Annotated in this window: 12 protein-coding genes; 9 read left to right on the forward strand and 3 right to left on the reverse strand. The window is 71.0% G+C overall.

Annotated features, from left to right (window positions below; genetic code table 11):
• The first annotated feature begins 114 nt into the window (after window positions 1-114).
• The 4 genes from WME98_RS09865 to WME98_RS09880 all read left to right on the forward strand — a co-directional run bounded on the left by WME98_RS09865 (window position 115) and on the right by WME98_RS09880 (window position 5,185).
• Entirely contained in the window at window positions 115-1,389 is a 1,275-nt protein-coding gene (locus WME98_RS09865; RefSeq protein WP_437951071.1) for a SpoIIE family protein phosphatase, read from the forward strand.
• Between the two features lie 273 nt (window positions 1,390-1,662).
• A complete protein-coding gene (purL, locus tag WME98_RS09870; RefSeq protein ID WP_437951072.1) occupies window positions 1,663-4,035 on the forward strand; it encodes a phosphoribosylformylglycinamidine synthase subunit PurL in 2,373 nt (790 codons plus the stop codon).
• A gap of 113 nt (window positions 4,036-4,148) precedes the next feature.
• Window positions 4,149-4,559 (forward strand): response regulator, encoded by a 411-nt coding sequence (locus WME98_RS09875; protein WP_437951074.1) that lies wholly within the window; start codon window positions 4,149-4,151, stop codon window positions 4,557-4,559.
• Window positions 4,560-4,666: 107 nt separating this feature from the next.
• Complete coding sequence (locus WME98_RS09880) at window positions 4,667-5,185, forward strand: nuclear transport factor 2 family protein (RefSeq protein WP_437951075.1); 519 nt, start codon at window positions 4,667-4,669, stop codon at window positions 5,183-5,185.
• Between the two features lie 43 nt (window positions 5,186-5,228).
• Here WME98_RS09880 and WME98_RS09885 read toward each other — a convergent pair whose 3' ends face one another.
• From WME98_RS09885 to WME98_RS09895, 3 genes are all read right to left on the reverse strand, one after another.
• On the reverse strand, window positions 5,229-7,499 hold the full coding sequence (locus WME98_RS09885) for an ATP-binding protein (RefSeq protein ID WP_437951076.1): 2,271 nt from the start codon (window positions 7,497-7,499) through the stop codon (window positions 5,229-5,231).
• 1,351 nt (window positions 7,500-8,850) lie between these two features.
• The gene (locus WME98_RS09890; RefSeq protein ID WP_437951078.1) at window positions 8,851-9,972 is read right to left on the reverse strand and encodes an aminopeptidase; all 1,122 of its coding nucleotides are present in this window, start codon (window positions 9,970-9,972) and stop codon (window positions 8,851-8,853) included.
• Window positions 9,973-10,058: 86 nt separating this feature from the next.
• Window positions 10,059-11,381 (reverse strand): class I SAM-dependent methyltransferase, encoded by a 1,323-nt coding sequence (locus WME98_RS09895; protein WP_437951080.1) that lies wholly within the window; start codon window positions 11,379-11,381, stop codon window positions 10,059-10,061.
• 1,485 nt (window positions 11,382-12,866) lie between these two features.
• Here WME98_RS09895 and WME98_RS09900 point away from each other — a divergent pair.
• The 5 genes from WME98_RS09900 (at window position 12,867) to WME98_RS09920 (ending at window position 19,254) form a co-directional block, all read left to right on the forward strand.
• Complete coding sequence (locus WME98_RS09900; RefSeq protein ID WP_437951081.1) at window positions 12,867-13,727, forward strand: response regulator; 861 nt, start codon at window positions 12,867-12,869, stop codon at window positions 13,725-13,727.
• Between the two features lie 158 nt (window positions 13,728-13,885).
• Complete coding sequence (locus WME98_RS09905; RefSeq protein ID WP_437314778.1) at window positions 13,886-14,581, forward strand: succinate dehydrogenase cytochrome b subunit; 696 nt, start codon at window positions 13,886-13,888, stop codon at window positions 14,579-14,581.
• 19 nt (window positions 14,582-14,600) lie between these two features.
• Window positions 14,601-16,514, forward strand: a complete 1,914-nt coding sequence (locus WME98_RS09910) for a fumarate reductase/succinate dehydrogenase flavoprotein subunit (protein WP_437951082.1) — start codon at window positions 14,601-14,603, stop codon at window positions 16,512-16,514.
• The gene (locus tag WME98_RS09915) at window positions 16,514-17,287 is read left to right on the forward strand and encodes a succinate dehydrogenase/fumarate reductase iron-sulfur subunit (RefSeq protein ID WP_437951083.1); all 774 of its coding nucleotides are present in this window, start codon (window positions 16,514-16,516) and stop codon (window positions 17,285-17,287) included. Before WME98_RS09910 ends, WME98_RS09915 begins: the two co-directional genes overlap by 1 nt.
• Window positions 17,288-18,543: 1,256 nt before the next feature.
• Window positions 18,544-19,254: a DUF5995 family protein gene (locus tag WME98_RS09920; RefSeq protein WP_437951084.1), complete on the forward strand. Its 711-nt coding sequence runs from the start codon at window positions 18,544-18,546 to the stop codon at window positions 19,252-19,254.
• Window positions 19,255-19,265: the final 11 nt, after the last annotated feature.

Genomic DNA, 19,265 nt, shown 5'->3' on the forward strand with positions numbered 1-19,265 from the left:
CACGATGAAGCGACGGCGGAAGCGACACGCGCTGGTCGATGGGCTCGCCGCGAGCATCCGGGGCGAGACCATGTCTTGACCCCTATTTCCACGTAGCCCACACTCTCGGGCCGCATGCGCGTGGGCACTCCCTCCCTGATCGATGCGTCGTCGCTCATCCTGATCCTGGACGTCTCGCGCAAGCTCGCGGCGCCGTGCGATCTCACCGAGCTGCTCGAGCTCATCATCAAGACGGGGCGGGAGGTGATAGGCGCCGACCGCGGGAGCGTCTTCCTCTACGACGCCGAGGCCAAAGAGCTTTACTCGCGTGTCGCCACGGGCGAGACGCAAATCCGCGTCAGCATCGACAAGGGCATCGCCGGCGAGTGCGCGCGCAAGCGCCAGACCATCGTCGTCGACGATTGCTATACCGACCCGCGGTTCAATCCGGAGATCGACCGCCGGACGGGATATCACACGAAATCCCTGATCACGGTGCCGCTCATCGGGCTCGACGACAAGCTCGTCGGCGTGCTGCAGATGCTGAATTCGGCGGTGGGCCACTTCGGCCCGGACGAGCGCGACGTCGCGGAGCTGCTCGCGGCGCAGGCGGCCGTCGCCGTGCAGCGCACGCTCCTGCTCGAGGAGCGGATGATCAAGATCAAGCTCGAGCACGACCTCACCATCGCGCGCGACATCCAGCAGAACATCCTCCTGCGCCGGCTCCCGCGCTGCCCTGGATACTCGCTGTCGGCGTTCAGCAAGCCGGCGGACGACACCGGCGGCGACATCTACGACGTCATCCGGCTCGACGAGCGCGCGGACATGTCGCCGCTCCTCCTGCTGCTCGCGGACGCGGCCGGCCACGGCATCGGCCCCGCGCTCAGCGTGACGCAGTTCCGCGCGATGCTCCGCATCGGCCTGCGCCTCTCGGCCGACATGGACGCGCTGATGCACCACATCAACCAGCAGCTCATCGAGGATCTGCCGAACGATCGCTTCATCACCGCCTTCCTCGGGATCCTCGACCCGGTCACGCACCAGCTCCGCTACCACGCGGCCGGGCAGGGCCCGCTCCTGCATTACCGGGCGGCCGAGGGCCAGGTCGTCTGGCGCGATCCCACGACGGTCCCCCTCGGCATGTTCAAGGATCTCGACCTCCCCCCGCCGCCCCCCCTGGTGATGGCGCCGGGCGATCTCCTGGTCCTGCTCACCGACGGTTTTTACGAGTACCAGGACGCCGCCGGGCAGGTGTTCGGCAAGGAGCGCGTCGGCGATCTCATCCACCGCCTGAACGCGCGCCCCACCTCGGACATCCTCGGCGCCCTCCTCGCCGAGGTGCGCCGCTTCGCCGGCTCCGCGAAGCAGATCGACGACCTCACCGCCCTCCTCGTCAAACGAGACGCCTAGAGCGGGGCTCACCCGCTGCGGATCCGGGCCCATCTCGACGTTTTCGGTGCTCGGCGTGCTGGAGCACGCCTGCGCGCCGAAAACGCCGATCTGGACCCGGCTCCTGTGCGGGTGAGCCCCGCTCTGCTCGGCGGGCCCGGGCGTGCTGGAGCACGCCTGCGCGCCGAAAACGCCGGTCTGGGCCCGGATCCGCAGCGGGCGAGCCCCGCTCTGCGCGGCGAGGCCCGCTCCCCTGCTTCCCCTCCCCGCGTCCTTGCGCTAGCTAGGCCCGCGATGAGCGCCGTCGTTGCCGCCCCTCCGCCCGCCGCCCCCACCCCCTTCCCCGGCGACCCGCCGGTCGACCTCACCCTCGCGCAGGCGCACAAGCTCTCGGCCAGCGAGTGGGAGCGCGCCCGCGAGCGCCTCGGGCGGCAGCCGACGTTCACCGAGCTCGGCGTCCTCAGCGTCATGTGGAGCGAGCACTGCTCGTACAAGAGCTCGCGCGTGCACCTCTCGCGCCTCCCCACCGCCGGCCCCCGCGTCATCCAGGGCCCCGGCGAGAACGCCGGCGTCGTCGACATCGGCGACGGCTTCGCGGCCGTCTTCAAGATGGAGTCGCACAACCACCCGTCGTACATCGAGCCCTACCAGGGCGCCGCCACCGGCGTCGGCGGCATCCTCCGCGACGTCTTCACGATGGGCGCGCGCCCCATCGCCAACCTCGACTCGCTCCGCTTCGGCCGGCCCGACCACCCGCGCACCCCGCAGCTGCTCCGCGGCGTCGTCGCGGGCGTCGGCGGCTACGGCAACTGCATCGGCGTCCCCACCGTCGGCGGCGAGCTCTTCTTCGACCGCGCCTACGACGGCAACATCCTCGTCAACGCCTTCACCTGCGGCGTCGTCCGCACCGACCGCATCTTCTACGGCCGCGCGAGCGGCATCGGCAACAACGTGCTCTACGTCGGCGCCAAGACCGGGCGCGACGGCATCCACGGCGCCACCATGGCCTCGGACGAGTTCTCCGAGGGCGGCCCGAGCCAGCGGCCCACGGTCCAGGTCGGCGACCCCTTCATGGAGAAGCTCCTGCTCGAGGCGTGCCTCGAGATCTTCGCCGAGGACCTGCTCGTCGGCGTCCAGGACATGGGCGCCGCGGGGCTCACCTCGTCGTCGGTCGAGATGGCGGGCCGGAGCGGCAGCGGCCTCGACCTCGACCTCGACCTGGTCCCGCGGCGCGCCGCCCGGCTCACCCCGTACGAGATGCTCCTCAGCGAGTCGCAGGAGCGCATGCTCCTCGTCGCGAAGCCCGGGTGCGAGGCGCGCGTCATCGAGATCTGCACGAAATGGGAGCTCGACGCGGCGATCATCGGCAAGGTCACCGACACGGGCCGCTGGGTCGTGCGCGCCACGCCCGGCTACGACCCGCTCGGCGCCGCGGCCGCGAGCACCCCGCGCAATCCGGTCGTCGTCTGCGACCTCCCGGTCGATTTCCTGACCGACGCGGCGCCGAAGTACGACCGCCCCCAGCGCGACGACGCCACGCTGCCGGCGCGCCGGGCCTTCGACCCGCGCACCCTCCCCGCGCCGGCCTCGTGGTCCGAGCTCTTCCTCGCGATGGCGGGCTCGCCGAACCTCGGCTCCCGCGCGTGGGTGTGGCGGCAGTACGACCAGATCGTGCGGGGCGGCACCGAGGTCCGGGCCGGCAGCGACGCCGCGGTGGTGCGCGTCCCCTGCGAGAAGGACGGAGAGCGGTTCGAGAAGCTCCTCGCGTTCTCGAGCGACTGCAACGGGCGGCTCTGCGAGCTCGACCCGTTCCAGGGCGCGGCGATGGCCGTGGCCGAGGCGTGCCGCAACGTGGTGTGCGCGGGCGCGGAGCCGATCGGCCTGACCGACTGCCTCAACTTCGGCAACCCGGAGCGGCCGGAGATCATGCGGCAGTTCGCGCTCGCGATCGACGGCATGGCGGCGGCGTGCCGCGCGCTCTCGGTGCCGGTCGTGAGCGGCAACGTGTCGCTCTACAACGAGACCGACGGCCGCGCGATCCTGCCCACCCCGACGGTCGCGGTGGTGGGGCTCGTCGCGGACGCGGGCGACGTGCTGCGGGCGTCGTTCCCGGCCGCCGGCCTCACGGTGCTCTTGCTCGGCGACCCGCGCGGCGGCCCGCTCGGCGGCTCCGAGTACGTCGCGCGCCACACCGGGGAGGTGAAGGGGCCGAGCCCCGCCATCGATCTCGATCGCGAGGCGCGGCTCCAGGGGCTCTGCCTCTCCCTGGCGCGCTCGCGGCCGCGGCTCCTCCAGAGCGCGCACGACGTCTCCGACGGCGGGCTCGCGATCGCGCTCGGCGAGTGCTGCGCCGCCGCCGACGACCCGGCGGCCCTGGTGGGCGCCCGCGTGCGGCTGCCGGAGGGGCCGAACGATGGAGCGCGCGAGGAGCTCGCCGAGGCGCTGTTCGGCGAGGCCCCGAGCCGCGTCGTCGTCAGCGTCCGGCCCGAGGACGCCCCCGAGGTCGCCCGGAGGGCCAGGGAGGCCGGCGTGCCCTGCACCGAGCTCGGCACCACCGGCGGGGCTCGGCTCACGATCGCGGCGGGCGGCGGCGCGGTGATCGACGTCGAGCTCAGCGCGCTGCGCGACGCGCGCGACCGGTGCCTCGAGCCGATCGTCGGGCGCTAGCGACGAGGCCTATCGTATCGGGGGATGCCCCCGCGGTATTCGGGGTGGTTCCCCACGCGCTGCGTGCAACGTCCAACTTGCGTCCAACGGTTGGACAAAGGACAGTGGTGCCCATGGCGCTCCGGAAGGCCGTGATTCTCCTCGTCGAGGACAGCGAGATCGATCGCACGATCTACGGGCGCTACCTGCGGGACTGGGCGGACATCGACGTCACGCTGATCGAGGCGCCGACGGCGAAGGCCGCCCTCGAGGTGTGCCGGACGAGCCCGCCCGATTGCATCATCCTCGATTACCGCCTCCCCGACATGGATGGCCTGGAGCTGCTCGAGAAGCTCAAGAGCATCACCGAGGCCCCGGTGATCTTCATCACGGGCCAGCCGGCGCCGATGATGCTGACGCGGGCCCAGTCGCTCGGCATCGCGGGGTATCTCTGGAAAGAGGTGCTCGGCTCTGCGCGGCTCCGCGAGGCCGTCCTGACCGCCCTCCGGGTGGGCGTCCTCGCCGTGTTCGCCGCGACCGCCTGAGCGGGCGCGATCGCGCGGATCCCCGCGGCGCCGGCGACGGCGCGCGCTGCCGCGCTCAATCCGGGGTCGGGTGGGCTCGCGCGGCGCCCGTCGCCTATACTTCCCGCATGAAACGCTGGCTCCCGCTCGGGCTCATCGCCCTCGGCGCCGTCCTCGCCGCGGTGGCGCTGCTGCTCTCTCCCTCCGACGAGGACCGGATCCGCGACCGGCTCGCCCAGCTCGCGGACGCGGTGCGCATCGACGACGGCGAGCGCAACCCGCTGGTGCGCCACGGCCGCGTCCGCAAGGAGTTCGCCGAGATCTTCACGAAGGAGGCGAGCGCCCGCGTCGTCGAGATCAGCGATCGGCTCAGCGGCCGCGACGAGCTCGCCGCGGCCGCGACCCAGGCCGCGGTCGTCTACCAGACCGCGGACGTGAGCTTCGGCGACACGGAGATCCAGGTCGATCCGGCCGGCATGACCGCCGAGGTGACCGCCACCGCGACCGTCACGGGCGCCCGGCACGGCCACCCGGCCCGGCGCGACGAGCTGCCCGTCGCGCTCCGGCTGGAGAAGGTCGACGGCGACTGGAAGATCGTCTCTGCCACCGTCCACCCCCGGCGCGCGCCCAACGACGACGGCCTCTGATAGCGGCGCTCCGGCCCTGGCCGGGCGACGGCCGCGCCCGGGATCACCGGCTGGCGGGGGGCGGCGCCTCGGCGAGCGTGAAGTAGAACGTCGTACCCCCGGTCGGGGGCGAATCCGCCCAGATCTTCCCCTTGTGCCGCTCGACGATGCGCTGGGTGATGGCGAGCCCCGAGCCGGTCCCCTCGCCGTACTGCGCCGCGGTCGAGAGCCGCTCGAACATCGTGAACAGCCGGTGCCGCTCGTCCGCGGGGATGCCCACGCCGTTGTCCCTGACGTAGAAGACGGTGGGCTCCGAGCGCTCGTCGAAGCCCACCTCCACCCAGGGGTTCGGGCTCGCGTTGTACTTGAGGCCGTTCGAGATGAGGTTGGCCAGCACCTCGCCGATCCGGATCCGGTCGCAGACCACCCGAGGGAGCCGGCGCGGCGCGCGGATCTCGGCGCCGCGCAGCAGGAGCGAGCCGGACAGCCGCCGCTCGACGTCGGCCAGCACCTCGCTCAGGTCGACCTCCCCGAAGGAGAAATCCACGTTGCCGACGCGGGAGTACTCGTAAAGCGAGTTGATGAGCTCCATCGTGCTCCCGGCCAGGTCGCCGATGCGCCGCAGGTAGCCCTGCGACTCGGCCGAGAGGGCCGCCCCGTCGTCCTCCATCACGAAGGTCGAGAACGACTTGATCCCGCGGATCGGCTCCTTGAGATCGTGCGCCACGATGTACCCGAACTGCTCGAGCTCGGCGTTGCTCCGCTCGGCCGCGGCGCGCGCGGCCCTCTCCCGCTCGACCTGCCGCGTGAGGTCGAGCTCGATGAGCGCGCGCCGGAGCAGCTCGGCCGCCTCGATCTCGGCGGGCTTCCAGGCGACGGCGGTCTGCTCGACGACCTGCTTCCACAGCGCGAAGGAGCGCCGGGGGCCGAGCAGCGCGCCCTCGGCCGTGCTCTCCACCGGCTTCTCGGGGTTGCCGCCCCAGCTCACCGTCTGGATCACCTCGGGCCGGAGCCAGACGACATACCAGGGCTCCGGCTCGGGGATGGAGATGCAGAGGACGCCGCTCGCCACGTCCTTCACGCGGGCGAAGTCGGGGTCGACCCGCGACAGGGACTCGGCGTGGAACACCGGCCGATCGGCGACCGTGCGCCGGAGCCACGCGTACAGGCGCCGGAGCTCGTCCGGCGCGGGCGCGGCGCCGAGCGCGGTCGCCTCCTCGCCGTGGAGCAGGGCGAGGCCCGGCGCGTCCGCGAGCCTCATGAGCGCTCCGGCGCTCTCGGCGAGCCCGACGATGAGATCTTCCCGCTGCGACACCGCCGCGACGATCTCGTCCGACAGGGCCTTGAGCGCCTGCTTGTGCCCCCTGTCCTCGAGCTTCTCCTTGGCCGCGAGCTGGATCGACAGGAACCTCCCGCAGAGCTCGCAGCCCTGCCGGATCTCGAACGACAGCGGCCTCGCCGTGCGGTGGTGACAGGCGATGAGCCCCCAGAGGACCCCCTCGCGGATGAGCGAGACGCTCATCGAGGCGCCGACCCCCATGTTCTTGAGGTACTGGATGTGCATCGGCGAGACGCTCCTCAGCTGGGAGAAGCTGAGATCGATGGGCGCCTCCGGCGAAGGCACGATGTCCGAAGGCCGGTAGTCGACGTCCGGGATGATGCGGAGCCAGTTGCGGAGGTAGAGCTCCCGCGCCTGCGGCGGGATGTCGGAGGCCGGATAGCGCAGCCCGAGGTAAGGCTCGATGTCCGCCGCCCTGGCCTCGGCGATGACCTCGCCGTTCCAGTCGCGATCGAACCTGTAGATCATCACCCGGTCGTAGCCGGTCAGCCGCTTGATCTCCTCGGCCGTCGCCTCGCACGCGTCGAAGAGCCCCTCGGCCGACTGGATCCGCTCGATCGCCGCGTGGATCGCGCGGTACACGCTCGAGAACGACACGTCGCCTGGAAGCTCGCGCGGATCGAGCGGCTCGAGCTCCACGATCAGCCGCTCGCCCGCCCGGTGCGCGATGGCATCGAGCCACGCCGCCGCGCCCTCGCCCCTGGCGGTCACCTTCAGCGGGTTCAGCGCGCCGGGATCCGGAGACCGGAGGATGGACTCGAGATCTCCGCCCGCCAGGGGCGCGATGAAGTCGAGGAGCGGGCGCCCGAGGACGCCCTCGGGCCCGCTCCCGAGCACGGCGCCGACATTGAGGCTCACGTGGCGGACGACGAGATCGCCGGGCGAGAGGGCGAGCAGCGCTCCGTGCGGCTGAATCCGCCCGGGGATGTGGATGGGCTCCACCGCGCAATTCGTGAGATCGACGCCCTGCCCCCGCCCACCGTGCCCCTGCATCATGTCCCGCCCTCCACTTTGGCACTTCCCCACGCCCCCTCGACGGGACCCCGCGAGGGCGAGGAGGGCACGCGGATCGTTCGGAGGGCTCGTCGTTAGTGGATTTCCGCGGCCGGGTCGAGCGGTTCGGCCACCGTGCGGGCGCCGCCGTACGCGCGCCTGGCGCGCGTACGGCGGCGCCCGTGTGCACAAAAAAAGAAAGGCCGGTCGGGAGAGCCCGCCGGCCTGAGGTCCGCAGCCGCGGACCCACCGGAGCCGCTCAGGAGCGCCGATGGAGGGGGGATCCACCGGAGGGACCTGAAAGACCCGCGGTCACGAGAGAGAAGTCAGGAAAGCCAGGAAAGCGATGCGAAGCGCATCCAAGCAAGAAAGCACGAGCGAAGGGGAAGCAAAGTCGAAGCGAGACGTTAAGACAATCAAAGAAGCGAGTCAAAGCGAAAGAAGAAGGAGAAGCAAAGGATCAAGCGCAGACCAGAGACCGTAGGTGCAAGCTCAAGCGAAGCAGAGGGCAAGGGCAAGGGGAGGCGAAGCGATGAAGCGGAGTCGAAGTCGAGAGCTGCAAGAGAGTAAGAGAAGCTCGAACCAAGATCGACAAGCTGATCACGTTAAGCCATCTCACCTGGCGACGCGCGTCGCGCGCGCCTCGTTCATCCCTCCTTAATCGCCCCGCAAGGCGGCTATCATCACGCGAACCGAAGCTCTCCGCCGGCGTCCGGCGACAAGTCAATCAACAAGGAGCCGACAGCAGGTCCATGGCATCCGGGTGGCGGCGGGGTCACGATCGCTCGGCAGAGATGCCGCCGATCACCTCGCTCGGCGCCCCCCAACGACTGGGGCTTGCACTGCGAACGATGTGCCAGGGGCGCCGCCCCCGCCGAGGCCCCATGAAACCGAGCAGCGAACGGGAGCGACATCTGGCCGATACATTCAGCAACCGGCGGGCCAACCTCGATGCCCCCGCACGACCGGGCCCCAACGGCCAAAAAACCCGCAGAAGCCCGTCGCCAGCCGCGGGGCGCACCGCCCGGAGGTGCGATGCCCGTCATACATTTCCGCAGGGACTGGTCCGATCCACGGATGGGTTCAGATCCAGAACGGAACTCTTACCTGGACAAGTAATTGTCCACCCGCCTGGGGCAGACCGCATTGCAATGCGCCATGAGAGCGCACGATTGCAAGGACGCCGGACGCTCCGCGCGACGCGCCGCAGCGGATTTTGACGCTGCACGTTGTCCTCGGCGCGCAGCACGGTACGCGGCGCGCAGCACCGCACGCGCGCGCAGCGCACCGCGGCACGCGGCGCGCAGGTCGGCACGCGCGCAATGCCGCACACGGCCCTACGCGCGCACGGCACCTACCTGCACCCGGCCCGGATCAGCGGCTCGATCACCTGGCCGACGTTCTCCTGGGGCGCGGAGAACCTGTGGCGCTCGAGCTTCCGCAGCGCGCCCAGGAACCTCGGCCAGCTGCCGCCGCAGGTCGCGAGCAGGGCCCGGAGCTCCTCGTCCCCCGAGTTGTAGACGCGGAACTGGACGAGCGACGCGTTGTTGAGCGAGCGGCGCGCCCCGATCTCCGTCTTGAGCCGGGCGAGCACCGCCGCCTTCTCGGCCCGCTTCTCGGCCTCGGAGGCCGAGGACGCGTACAGCCGGTCGAGCTGGACGTAGGCGTCGTGCAGCGCGTTCGCCCGCGCCTCGCTCCGCTCCTGCTCGCGCATGTAGGCCGTCTTCTCCGCGGAGAAGGGGCCCACCCGCTCATCCAGGTAGCGCTTGGCGAGCTCGTCCCCGACGAAGCTCGCGAGGCTCTCGTTCAGCCTCGTCTGGCCCCTCAGGTAGAGCGTCGCGTGCAGCGACTCGTGCAGCACCACGTTGGCGAGCTCGCCGAGCGCCTCGTCCCCGCTGGAGATCATCGTGGACAGGACCGGATCCTCCAGCCAGCCGAGCGTCGAGTACGCGCCCGCCGGACGCACGTCGACGTCCCAGCCGGCCGCCTTGAGCGGCGCCGCGAACTCCTTGGCGGCCTTCAGGTCGAACCACCCCACGTACGGAACGGTGCCGACGATGGGGAAGCTCCACGTCTTGGAGCGGAACCGGAGCGGCTCGCACGCGCTGACCACCCAGACCGCGGCCGGGCGATCGAGCTCGACATACGTGCGGTAATTGTCGGTCGCGGTGAGGCCGTGGCGCTCCCCGAAGCGCTTGATGTGCGGGACTTCGCGCAAGAGCGCGCGCGTCCGCCACGGCCTGCGGGCGTCGCCGACGGCGTCCTCGAGCGACTCGGCGCTCCACGCCATCGAGAGCTGACCGAGGCCCGCCTGCGCGATGTAGCGCATCTGGGTACACGAGGAGAGCAGGACGCAGAGGGCGGCCGCGAGGAGCGCGCTTCCGGCCTTGCCCGCGCGCGCCGGGCGGCGAGGGCGCGACGCAGACCACGAGGGCGCGGCGCCGCGATGGGCGCTGGCCGGCAGCCGTTCGCTCATGCTCTAGCTGATAGCTGGCCGCGCGGGGTTCACAAGCTCTTCCGCGCGGGGGGCGCGCGTGCCGACGGGACGGCGCGCCTCCGGGATCAGGACGGCGCGGCGGCGCCCCAGGCGCTGAACTGCACGGCCGGGACGATCGGCGCGCGGTCCCGCAGCGACGGCTCCTCCGCGGCGTACAGGGGCTCGCGCGCGAGCGGGTAGTCGCGCGGAGCCCCGTTCGACAGCACCATCTGCACGGCGCCGAGGTGCCCGCTGCGGAACGCGGCGGCGGCGCAGGCCAGGTAGAACTCCCACGTCCTCAGGAACGCGCCGTCGAAGCCGGTGATCCGCTCGATCTTCTCCCGGTTGTCCAGGAAGTTGCGGCGCCAGCAGCGCGCCGTGAGCGCGGAGTGGCGGCGCAGGTTCTCCGCGTCGAGCACGTCGAGGCCGCGCGCGGCGGCGCGCGCCGCCATCCCCTGGACCGATGGAGGCCAGTACCCCGGGAAGATGTGCTTTTGCACGAACGGGTCAGTCCGCGGCGACTCCTGCTCGCGGGTGACGCTCTCGAGCAGGCAGACGCCGCCCTCGGCGAGCAGCGCCTTCACCCTGTCGTAGAACACCTCGATCCGGCGCGCGCCGGCGTGGCACATCGAGCCCAAGGAGACGAGCCGATCCCACCGCGGCTCGCCCTCGAGGTCCTCGCAGCCCATCACGCGGACCTCGACCGGGAGCCGCCGCGCCGCGGCCTGCTCGCGGATGTACCTCGCCTGGTTCTCGCAGAGCGTGATCCCGAGGCACTGCACGCCGTAGGTCTCCGCCGCGTGGAACATGAGGTGGCCCCACCCGCAGCCGAGATCGAGGAGCCGCTGCCCGCGCCGGAGCGCGAGCTTCCGCGCGACGACGGAGATCTTGTGCGCCTGCGCGTCGTCGAGCGCCTCGCCCGGAGACCGGAAGTAGCCGCACGAGGTCTGGAGGCGCCTGTCGAGGTAAAGAGGGTAGAAGTCGTTGCCGAGCCCGTAGTGGCGCTCGACGGCGAGCCGCTCGCGCTTCGCCGCGCCGGAGAGCAGCCCGAGCCGGAGCGCGTCGAGCACGCCGGAGAGGCCGCGCTCGAACGACGGCAGCGCGGGCGCGAGGTGCGGCAAGCGCGCGTCCACGGACCGCACCGAGCGAGCGAGCTGGAACAGACCGGCGAGCGAGTCCTCGAGATCGCCGTCGAACGTGACCTCGCGCCGGACATACGCCTCGCCGAGCCCCAGCGTGCCCCGGAGCGCCGCCTCGCAGAGCGCCCGGCGCGTCCGGAACGTCACGGCGAACGCCGGCGCGCCCGCGCCCAAGCGCAGCCGCTCGCCGCCCCACAAGCGCAGCTCGAACGGGGTGCCGTCATAGCGCTCCAGCAGGCGCGAGGTCGCCTCCTTCACCCAACGGGACAACAGCGGAACTTCGCCCTTCCTGACGATGAACATCGGACCCCCTCCGCGACCCCCCGGCCGCCCGACGAGCTGAACCGAGCTGCGCTTTCCCGTCAAGCGACATGTCATTTCATCGACACCATGGCAGCAAGTCCCGTAACGCCCACAACGGTCGGGGGACGACGCGGACATGCGCTGTCGTCGGGGACAGGAGGAACGTGGTCGACAGGGCGCCAGGAGCTTCGGAGAGGTGTTCGGGGAAGCCCTGACAACAGAACTGTGTCTGGGAGGTTTCATGTTCCAGACGAAGGGAGGACATCGAGAAGATGATTCGAGTTTCTCCCCACCTTCTTCCGGCCTTCCGGTCGCGAGCGGCCGCCGCCGGTCCGTTCCCCCTCTCCGATCGTCCGCCGTGCGGGCGCGCGGGACGGCCGGGGACGGCAGGAGGGCGGGAGATCGACGTCGCGCTCGCCGGGGGAGCGTCGGTCGTCCAGGTCGGCGCGGAGTGCTCGGATCGGAGCGCGCGATGGGAACGCGCCGCGCGCGATGGGAACGCGCCGCGCGCGATGGGAACGCGCCGCGCGCGATGGGAACGCGGAGCGCCCGTGCGCCGCGGCGGCCGCGCTGCTCGAGGCGACGCTGCGCGATGCGCGCGCGGCGCCACCGCGGAGATCCACGATGCGAGGTCGACGCGCCACGCGCATGGAGGCGAAGGCGACGCGACCGCGCGAGGACGAGGACGAGGACGAGGACGAGGACGGGGACGGGGACGGAGGACGGGGACGAGAACGCGCACGAGAACGAGCACGCGCACGCGCACGCGCACGAGGACGGGGACGAGAACGCGCACGCGGACGGAGGACGAGCACGCGCGCGCGCACCAGGACGGAGCACGAGCACGCGCGCGACGACGACGCGTACGCGGGCGACGACGACGCGCGCGACGACGACGCGCACGCGCGCTCACGCTCGGGATCGCGCCCGCCGCGCCGACGTCATGGCCCGCTCCCCGCTCGAGCGCCTCCTCGTGGAGCGCGCCGCCAGCGGACCCGCTGCCCAGCGCGGCGCGACCGCGCCGCCATCGGCGCGACGGACGTCGCCCGCGGCGGCGAGCAGCGCACCGACCACATCCTCTCCGCCGTGCGGCGCGCGACCACCGCCGCTCCTCGCGAAACAGGCCCGAAGACGCGCGCGGCCCGCGCGCTCTCTCCCTGCGACGCACGCTCACACGGCCCACAGGAATCGGCATACCGGAGCACATCCGCGCCGGGCGCGCGGCGCCTCGCCCTGTTCAAGGAGGACCGCGTCAACGCCGCTTCGGCTTCCGTTTCGCTGGAAACCCGGTTCTATTGGACTGTAGGCGAACTTTGGACAGCTGGTAGAGACCGGAGGGGGCTCCGCCGGGTGGGGCGACATCGGCCACGACCGGCGTGGTCATCGCGCGATCGCGACGGCGCCGGACGGCAGGCGGCGCGGCACCCCTTGTAACCAGAGGAGGAGGCATCAGTGAGCCAGGCCCGACCCCATGTGCTGGTGGTAGACGCCGAGAAGAGGGTCCTCGACAGGCTTGCGGTCGAGCTCAGCGACGGCGGCTTCGACGTCACCTGCGCCGAGAGCGGCCTCGCCGCGATCGAGCTCGTCAAGGCGCGCCGGTTCGACCTCGCGATCGCCGACGTGAGGGCGCCCGGCATGGAAGGCGCCGGGACCATCGCCGCGCTCAAGGCGATCAGCCCGGACCTCGAGATCATCGTCGGCGCCCCGTGCTCGAGCGCGCAGGCCGCCGTGGAGTGCATGCAGAGCGGCGCGTACGACATCCTCGAGAAGCCGTACGACATCGAGAACATGAAGCGGCTGCTCGAGGCGGCCATGCTGCGCACCCACCTCGACGCGGTGGCGGCCGTCCACCAGGCGAGCGCCGCCCTTGTCGCGTCCCTCTCGCGGGACGACTTCCCCGAACGCGCCGTGGATCTCGCGGCCAAGGTGGTCTATACAACGAGCGCCGCGCTCTCCCTGGCGCTCGACCACGGGGCCGCGCTCTACCAGGCGGCCTCCGGCGCCGAGGTGTCTGCCGCGTTCATCGCGCGGCTCGCCGGCCAGGTCGAGGGCGCGCTCGCCCCCGTCCGCCTGTCGGCGGACGACGCGCCCGACCTGCTCTGTACCGCGGAGGGCGAGCGCTTCGGCGCCGCCATCGTGGCGCCGCTCCGCCTGGGCGAGCGCTCCATCGGCGGCCTCGTCGTCCTCCGCGACGCGCGCCTGCCGGCGTTCACCAGCCAGGAAGAGCAGGCCATCGGCATCTTCGCGATCGAGCTCGCGCTGGCGTTTTACGGTCGCAAGGTAAGACGCGCGCACGACCCGCGCGCCGCCTGACGCCCATCCTCCGCGCCCCGCCCGCCCCGCCGCGAACGCCGCGGGCAGCGCGCCTCCCTCGGGCCGAGATCTGCGGCCGACGCCCGCAAAATCTTCCGCGATCGAGCGCGAGATTCCCTCTGGCGAACGCGTTCGCACGCCACTAAAGGAGGGGAGCGATGAGCCCCACTGCTGCCCCATCGACTCTCCCCACCAGGGCCCAGCGCATCGCGCTCTTCTACCGGGATCTCGTCGGCAAGAAGTTCGCGATGGCGCTGAGCGGCGTCGTCTTCTTCGGCTTCGTGATCGGCCACATGGCCGGCAACCTGCAGGTCTTCCTCGGCCGGCAGAAGTTCAACGACTACGCCGCCTTCCTCCACGGGACGCCCTCCCTGCTCTGGGGGACGCGGCTGCTCCTCCTCGCCTCCCTCATCGTCCACGTCTACACGGGCGTATCGCTCGCGCTGCACAGCCGCGCTGCCCGGCCGGTCCGCTACCAGGTGAAGGGGCAGAGGCACCCGAACCTCGCCGCCCGCACGATGCTGCTGAGCGGCGGCGTCCTCGCCGCGTTCATCCTCTATCACCTGCTGCACCTGACGACGGGCACCGTGCACCCCGACTTCGTGCCGCTCGACGCCTACGACAACGTCGTGAAGGGCTTCAGCTCGGCGCCCGTGGCGATTGCCTACATGGTGGCGATGGGCCTGCTCGCGCTGCACCTCTACCACGGCGCGTGGAGCATGTTCCAGTCGATGGGCCTCAGCCACCCGCGCTACACGCCGGCGCTCAGGAAGTTCGCCGCCGCCGCGTCGATCCTGCTCGCCGTCGGCTTCTCCTCCATCCCGCTGGCCGTCCTGTTCGGCATCGTCCGCTGAGCCCGGAGCCCCCGTCATCATGCAGCTCAATGCGAAGATCCCCGAAGGTCCCATCGAAAAGAAGTGGGACCAGCACCGCTTCAACCTGAAGCTCGTCAACCCGGCGAACAAGCGGAAGTACACGATCCTCGTCGTCGGCACCGGCCTCGCCGGCGGCGCGGCGAGCGCGACGCTGGCCGAGCTCGGCTACAACGTGAAGAGCTTCTGCTTCCAGGACTCTCCGCGCCGCGCCCACAGCATCGCCGCGCAGGGCGGCATCAACGCCGCGAAGAACTACCAGAACGACGGCGACAGCATCTACCGCCTCTTCTACGACACCGTGAAGGGCGGCGACTACCGCGCGCGCGAGGCCAACGTGTACCGGCTCGCGCAGATCAGCGTGAACATCATCGACCAGTGCGCCGCGCAGGGCGTGCCGTTCGCGCGCGAGTACGGCGGCGTGCTCGCGAACCGCTCCTTCGGCGGCGCGCAGGTGTCGCGCACGTTCTACGCGCGCGGGCAGACGGGGCAGCAGCTCCTCCTCGGCGCCTACCAGGCGCTCGAGCGGCAGATCGGCCTCGGCAAGGTCAAGATGTACCCGCGCACCGAGATGCTCGACCTCATCGTGGTCGACGGCAAGGCGCGCGGCCTGGTCACGCGCAACCTGATCACGGGCGCGCTCGAGACGCACCTCGGCGACGCGGTCGTCCTCGCCTCCGGCGGCTACGGCAACGTCTTCTTCCTCTCGACCAACGCGAAGGGGTCGAACGCCACCGCCATCTGGCGGGCGCACAAGCGCGGCGCCCTCTTCGGCAACCCGTGCTTCACCCAGATCCACCCGACGTGCATCCCGGTCTCGGGCGACTACCAGTCGAAGCTCACGCTCATGAGCGAGTCGCTCCGGAACGACGGCCGCATCTGGGTGCCGACGAACGCGGGCGACACCCGCCCGCCGGAGCTCATCCCTGAGGGCGAGCGCGACTACTACCTCGAGCGCCGCTACCCGAGCTTCGGCAACCTCGTGCCGCGCGACGTCGCGTCGCGCGCGGCCAAGGCGGTGTGCGACGAGGGCCGCGGCGTGGGGCCGACCCGGCTCGGCGTGTACCTCGACTTCTCGGACGCCATCCGGCGCCTCGGCAAGCCCGCCATCGCCGAGCGCTACGGCAACCTCTTCGACATGTACGAGCGCATCACCGGCGACGACCCGTACACGGTCCCGATGCGCATCTACCCGGCCATCCACTACACGATGGGCGGGCTCTGGGTCGACTACAACCTGATGAGCACGATCCCCGGCATGTTCGTGCTCGGCGAGGCGAACTTCTCCGACCACGGCGCGAACCGCCTCGGGGCGAGCGCGCTGATGCAGGGCCTCGCCGACGGCTACTTCATCATCCCCTACACCATCGGCGATTACCTCGCGTCGACGAAGCTCGAGCGGGTCGACGACCTCCACCCCGCCGTGCGGGACGCCGAGCGCGACGCGGGCGAGCGGCTGAACAGGCTGCTCGCCGCGAACGGCTCGCGCACGGCCGACTCGTTCCACCGCGAGCTCGGCAAGATCATGTGGGAGCAGTGCGGGATGGCGCGCAACGCGCCCGGGCTCAAGGGCGCGCTCGCGCGGATCCCGGAGCTCCGGGAGCAGTTCCACCGCGACGTCCGCGTCTCGGGCACGGGCACCGGCCTGAACCAGGAGCTCGAGAAGGCGGCGCGCGTCGCCGACTTCTTCGAGCTGGCGGAGCTCATGTGCCGCGACGCCCTCTACCGGGAAGAGTCGTGCGGCGGGCACTTCCGCGAGGAGCACCAGACCCCCGAGGGCGAGGCGAAGCGCGACGACGAGAACTTCACCTATGTCGCCGCCTGGGGCTGGCGAGGCGAAGGTCAGGCCCAGGAGCTCTACAAGGAGCCGCTCCAGTTCAACGAGGTTCACCCAACGCAGCGGAGTTACAAATAATGCGCCTCACCCTCCATGTCTGGCGTCAGAAGGGCAAGTACGAAGCGGGCCGGTTCGTCACGTACGAGGTGCCCGACGTCAGCGAGCACATGTCCTTCCTCGAGATGCTCGATGTGCTCAATCAGCGGCTCATCCTCAAGGGTGAGGAGCCGATCGCCTTCGATCACGACTGTCGCGAGGGCATCTGCGGCATGTGCGGCTTCATGATCAACGGCCAGGCGCACGGCCCCCTCCGTGGGACGACCGTGTGTCAGCTGCACATGCGTCACTACAAGGACGGCGATGTGCTGTGGCTCGAGCCGTGGCGGGCTCAGGCGTTCCCGGTCGTGAGCGACCTCGCGGTGGACCGCAGCGCGTTCGACCGCATCATCGCGGCGGGCGGCTACGTCTCGGTGCCGACCGGCAGCGCGCCGGACGCGAACGCCGTCCCCGTGCCGAAGCCGGTCGCCGAGCGCTCCATGGACGCGGCCGCGTGCATCGGCTGCGGGGCCTGCGTCGCGTCGTGCCCGAACGCGTCGGCCTCGCTCTTCACCGCGGCGAAGCTCACGCACCTCAACATCCTGCCGCAGGGCCAGCCGGAGCGCGATCAGCGGAGCCTCAACATGGTGGGCCAGATGCGCGCCGAGAGCTTCGGCCACTGCACGAACATCGGCGAGTGCGAGGCGGTCTGCCCGAAGGAGATCCCCCTCGACGTGATCGCGCAGATGAACCGCGATTACCTGCGCGCGACGCTGCGCTACCGCGACGTGCAGGCCAAGGGCGGCACCGGCTGAGCGCCGCGCCGGCTCGCCGGCCTCGCCCGGCGGCGCCGTCGCCCCTCCCCCTCCCTGGCCAGCGAAGCCCCTCCTCTTTACTCCTCGCTCCTCGACAGCAAAGCCCCGCCGCCGCGCATGCCGTGGACGCCAGGCTCTGTCACGGCCGTCCCGCGCGCGGCGGGGCCGCGCCGTCGGCGCCGCGGCCGCTCGCGATGCCCGGCCGTCCAGCGCCGGGGCGCGCCCTGCGCCCGGCGGTCACGGCGCGCCGTCCGAGCGATCGCCGCCGTACGGCCGGCCCCCGCGCCCTGCAGGCGCAGGCTGCAGGACCTCGGCGCGAGGATCACGCGGCAGGGCCCAGCCGCGATGACAGGCGAGCCCTGCCGCTGGCGCGGCCGCGCTGCGGCGGCGACCGCCGCGACGCGAGCGGCCTCATCCGCCACATTCGCGACATTTTCAACATCGACGCAAGAAACCGACCTCCCTTGTGGAAAACGTACCAGGAGTTTCCTGAGCGCCGGCTCAGGGGCTTCCTAAACGCTCTTCACATTCCCGGCGCCGACCGTACAGCCGACATGGGATAAGCACTCGGCATGTTTCGAGAACATCTCGTCGCGACTTGCAGCTACGCGAGACGATGGGTTTCCGAATTCGACAAACCTTCGCTCCAGTAGCAGCGCAACCCGGAAGATGCCGTGGCGATCTCCCGCGCGAGAAAGAAACGTGTCAGGGTCAACTGCCGCTTGTTCGAGGTCGCTAGTTAGCATAACCTCAAAACTGTCCCGAACGGGATCAGCGGTCATAAGACAATTGTGGTCACCCCACACCATGTCGTAGACTAGGTTCAACTTAGAGCGCCGCAGCGAGGGGGGGCATCCCGCGGCGAGCGCGTCTGGATCGCATCGAGTCATCGCTCTTCTGCGGGGGGCCGGTTCTGGGGAGGGCCGGCAGTAGGAGAAGCAAGGGCAACATCCGCGGCGACCTTTCTCCCGGCGGGTCTCCAGATCCGCTTTCGACATGGGAACGACGCGCACCGGGACGCAGACCAGAAAGGCCGGGTCCGGGGGGACCGACGGCCGGCGCCTCTGCTTCACCGTTCATGCTGCGCTCAGGCGATGCGGCCGGCGGCAGCGAGGCGGTCGGACGCGGAAGTTCGAACATCGGATCAGGTCTCTTTGACGAGCGAAGAAGTAGGAGGGGACTTCATGAGCAGCTGCATCGACGGCCTTAATCTGCACCCGAAGAGCGTCCACGATGCTGCCGTTGTTCTCGACACCGTGACGGATCGCCTGATCGCCGCGGGCGATCGGCGGGCGGCGTTCACCGACGTCTACGGCATCGTCACGCGCGCGGTCGCGGCGCAGGTGGAGCGGCCCGACGGCATGTTCCTCGAGCCCGCGTGGATCTCGCGCCTCGCCGGGCGGTTCTGCGAGCGGTACCTCGAGACGTTCCGGTGGTGCGAGCGGGGCGCGGCGCAGGACTGCGGCGCCTGGCACATCGCGTACGCGAGCACGTCATCCCGGTTCGCGCCCCCCGTGCAGAACGCCCTGCTCGGGTTCAGCGCCCACATCAACTACGACCTGGTCTTCGGGATCCACGCGACGATCGTCGAGTTCGGGCACGGCCGCGACCCGCGGATGCTCGCGCGGCTCAAGCACGATCACGATGAGGTCAATACCCTGCTCCGCCGCTCGGTCATCGAGGCGCTCGAGCGCCTCGCCGTCCGGCATGGCTGCCCCCTGAGCGCGATCTTCCGCGACACCGCCCCGGATCTCGCGGTCTGGGTGTCGATGGAGATGCTCTCGCGGTGGCGCGAGCGCGTCTGGACCGACGTGCTGGCCCTGCTCAAGGCGCGCACCGCGAGCGAGCGGGCGGCGGTCGCCCGCGGGGTGGAGCAGCGCTCCGCGCGCATCGGGCAGATGCTCGCGCTGCCCTCGCTCCACCACGCGCCCCACGCCGCGCTCCGCCTCATGTCAAGGGCCGCGTGAGCGCGTCCGGC

The sequence above is a fragment of the Sorangium sp. So ce296 genome (assembly GCF_051529605.1).
Taxonomy (GTDB): Bacteria; Myxococcota_A; Polyangia; order Polyangiales; family Polyangiaceae; genus Sorangium; species Sorangium cellulosum_D.

Coding starts and splice junctions, on each gene's coding strand:
- WME98_RS09905 (WP_437314778.1), top strand. CDS start 13,886: ATGAGCCCCACTGCTGCCCCATCGACTCTCCCCACCAGGGCCCAGCGC.
- WME98_RS09885 (WP_437951076.1), bottom strand. CDS start 7,499: ATGATGCAGGGGCACGGTGGGCGGGGGCAGGGCGTCGATCTCACGAAT.
- WME98_RS09865 (WP_437951071.1), top strand. CDS start 115: ATGCGCGTGGGCACTCCCTCCCTGATCGATGCGTCGTCGCTCATCCTG.
- WME98_RS09915 (WP_437951083.1), top strand. CDS start 16,514: ATGCGCCTCACCCTCCATGTCTGGCGTCAGAAGGGCAAGTACGAAGCG.
- WME98_RS09875 (WP_437951074.1), top strand. CDS start 4,149: ATGGCGCTCCGGAAGGCCGTGATTCTCCTCGTCGAGGACAGCGAGATC.
- WME98_RS09880 (WP_437951075.1), top strand. CDS start 4,667: ATGAAACGCTGGCTCCCGCTCGGGCTCATCGCCCTCGGCGCCGTCCTC.
- WME98_RS09910 (WP_437951082.1), top strand. CDS start 14,601: ATGCAGCTCAATGCGAAGATCCCCGAAGGTCCCATCGAAAAGAAGTGG.
- WME98_RS09890 (WP_437951078.1), bottom strand. CDS start 9,972: ATGAGCGAACGGCTGCCGGCCAGCGCCCATCGCGGCGCCGCGCCCTCG.
- purL (WP_437951072.1), top strand. CDS start 1,663: ATGAGCGCCGTCGTTGCCGCCCCTCCGCCCGCCGCCCCCACCCCCTTC.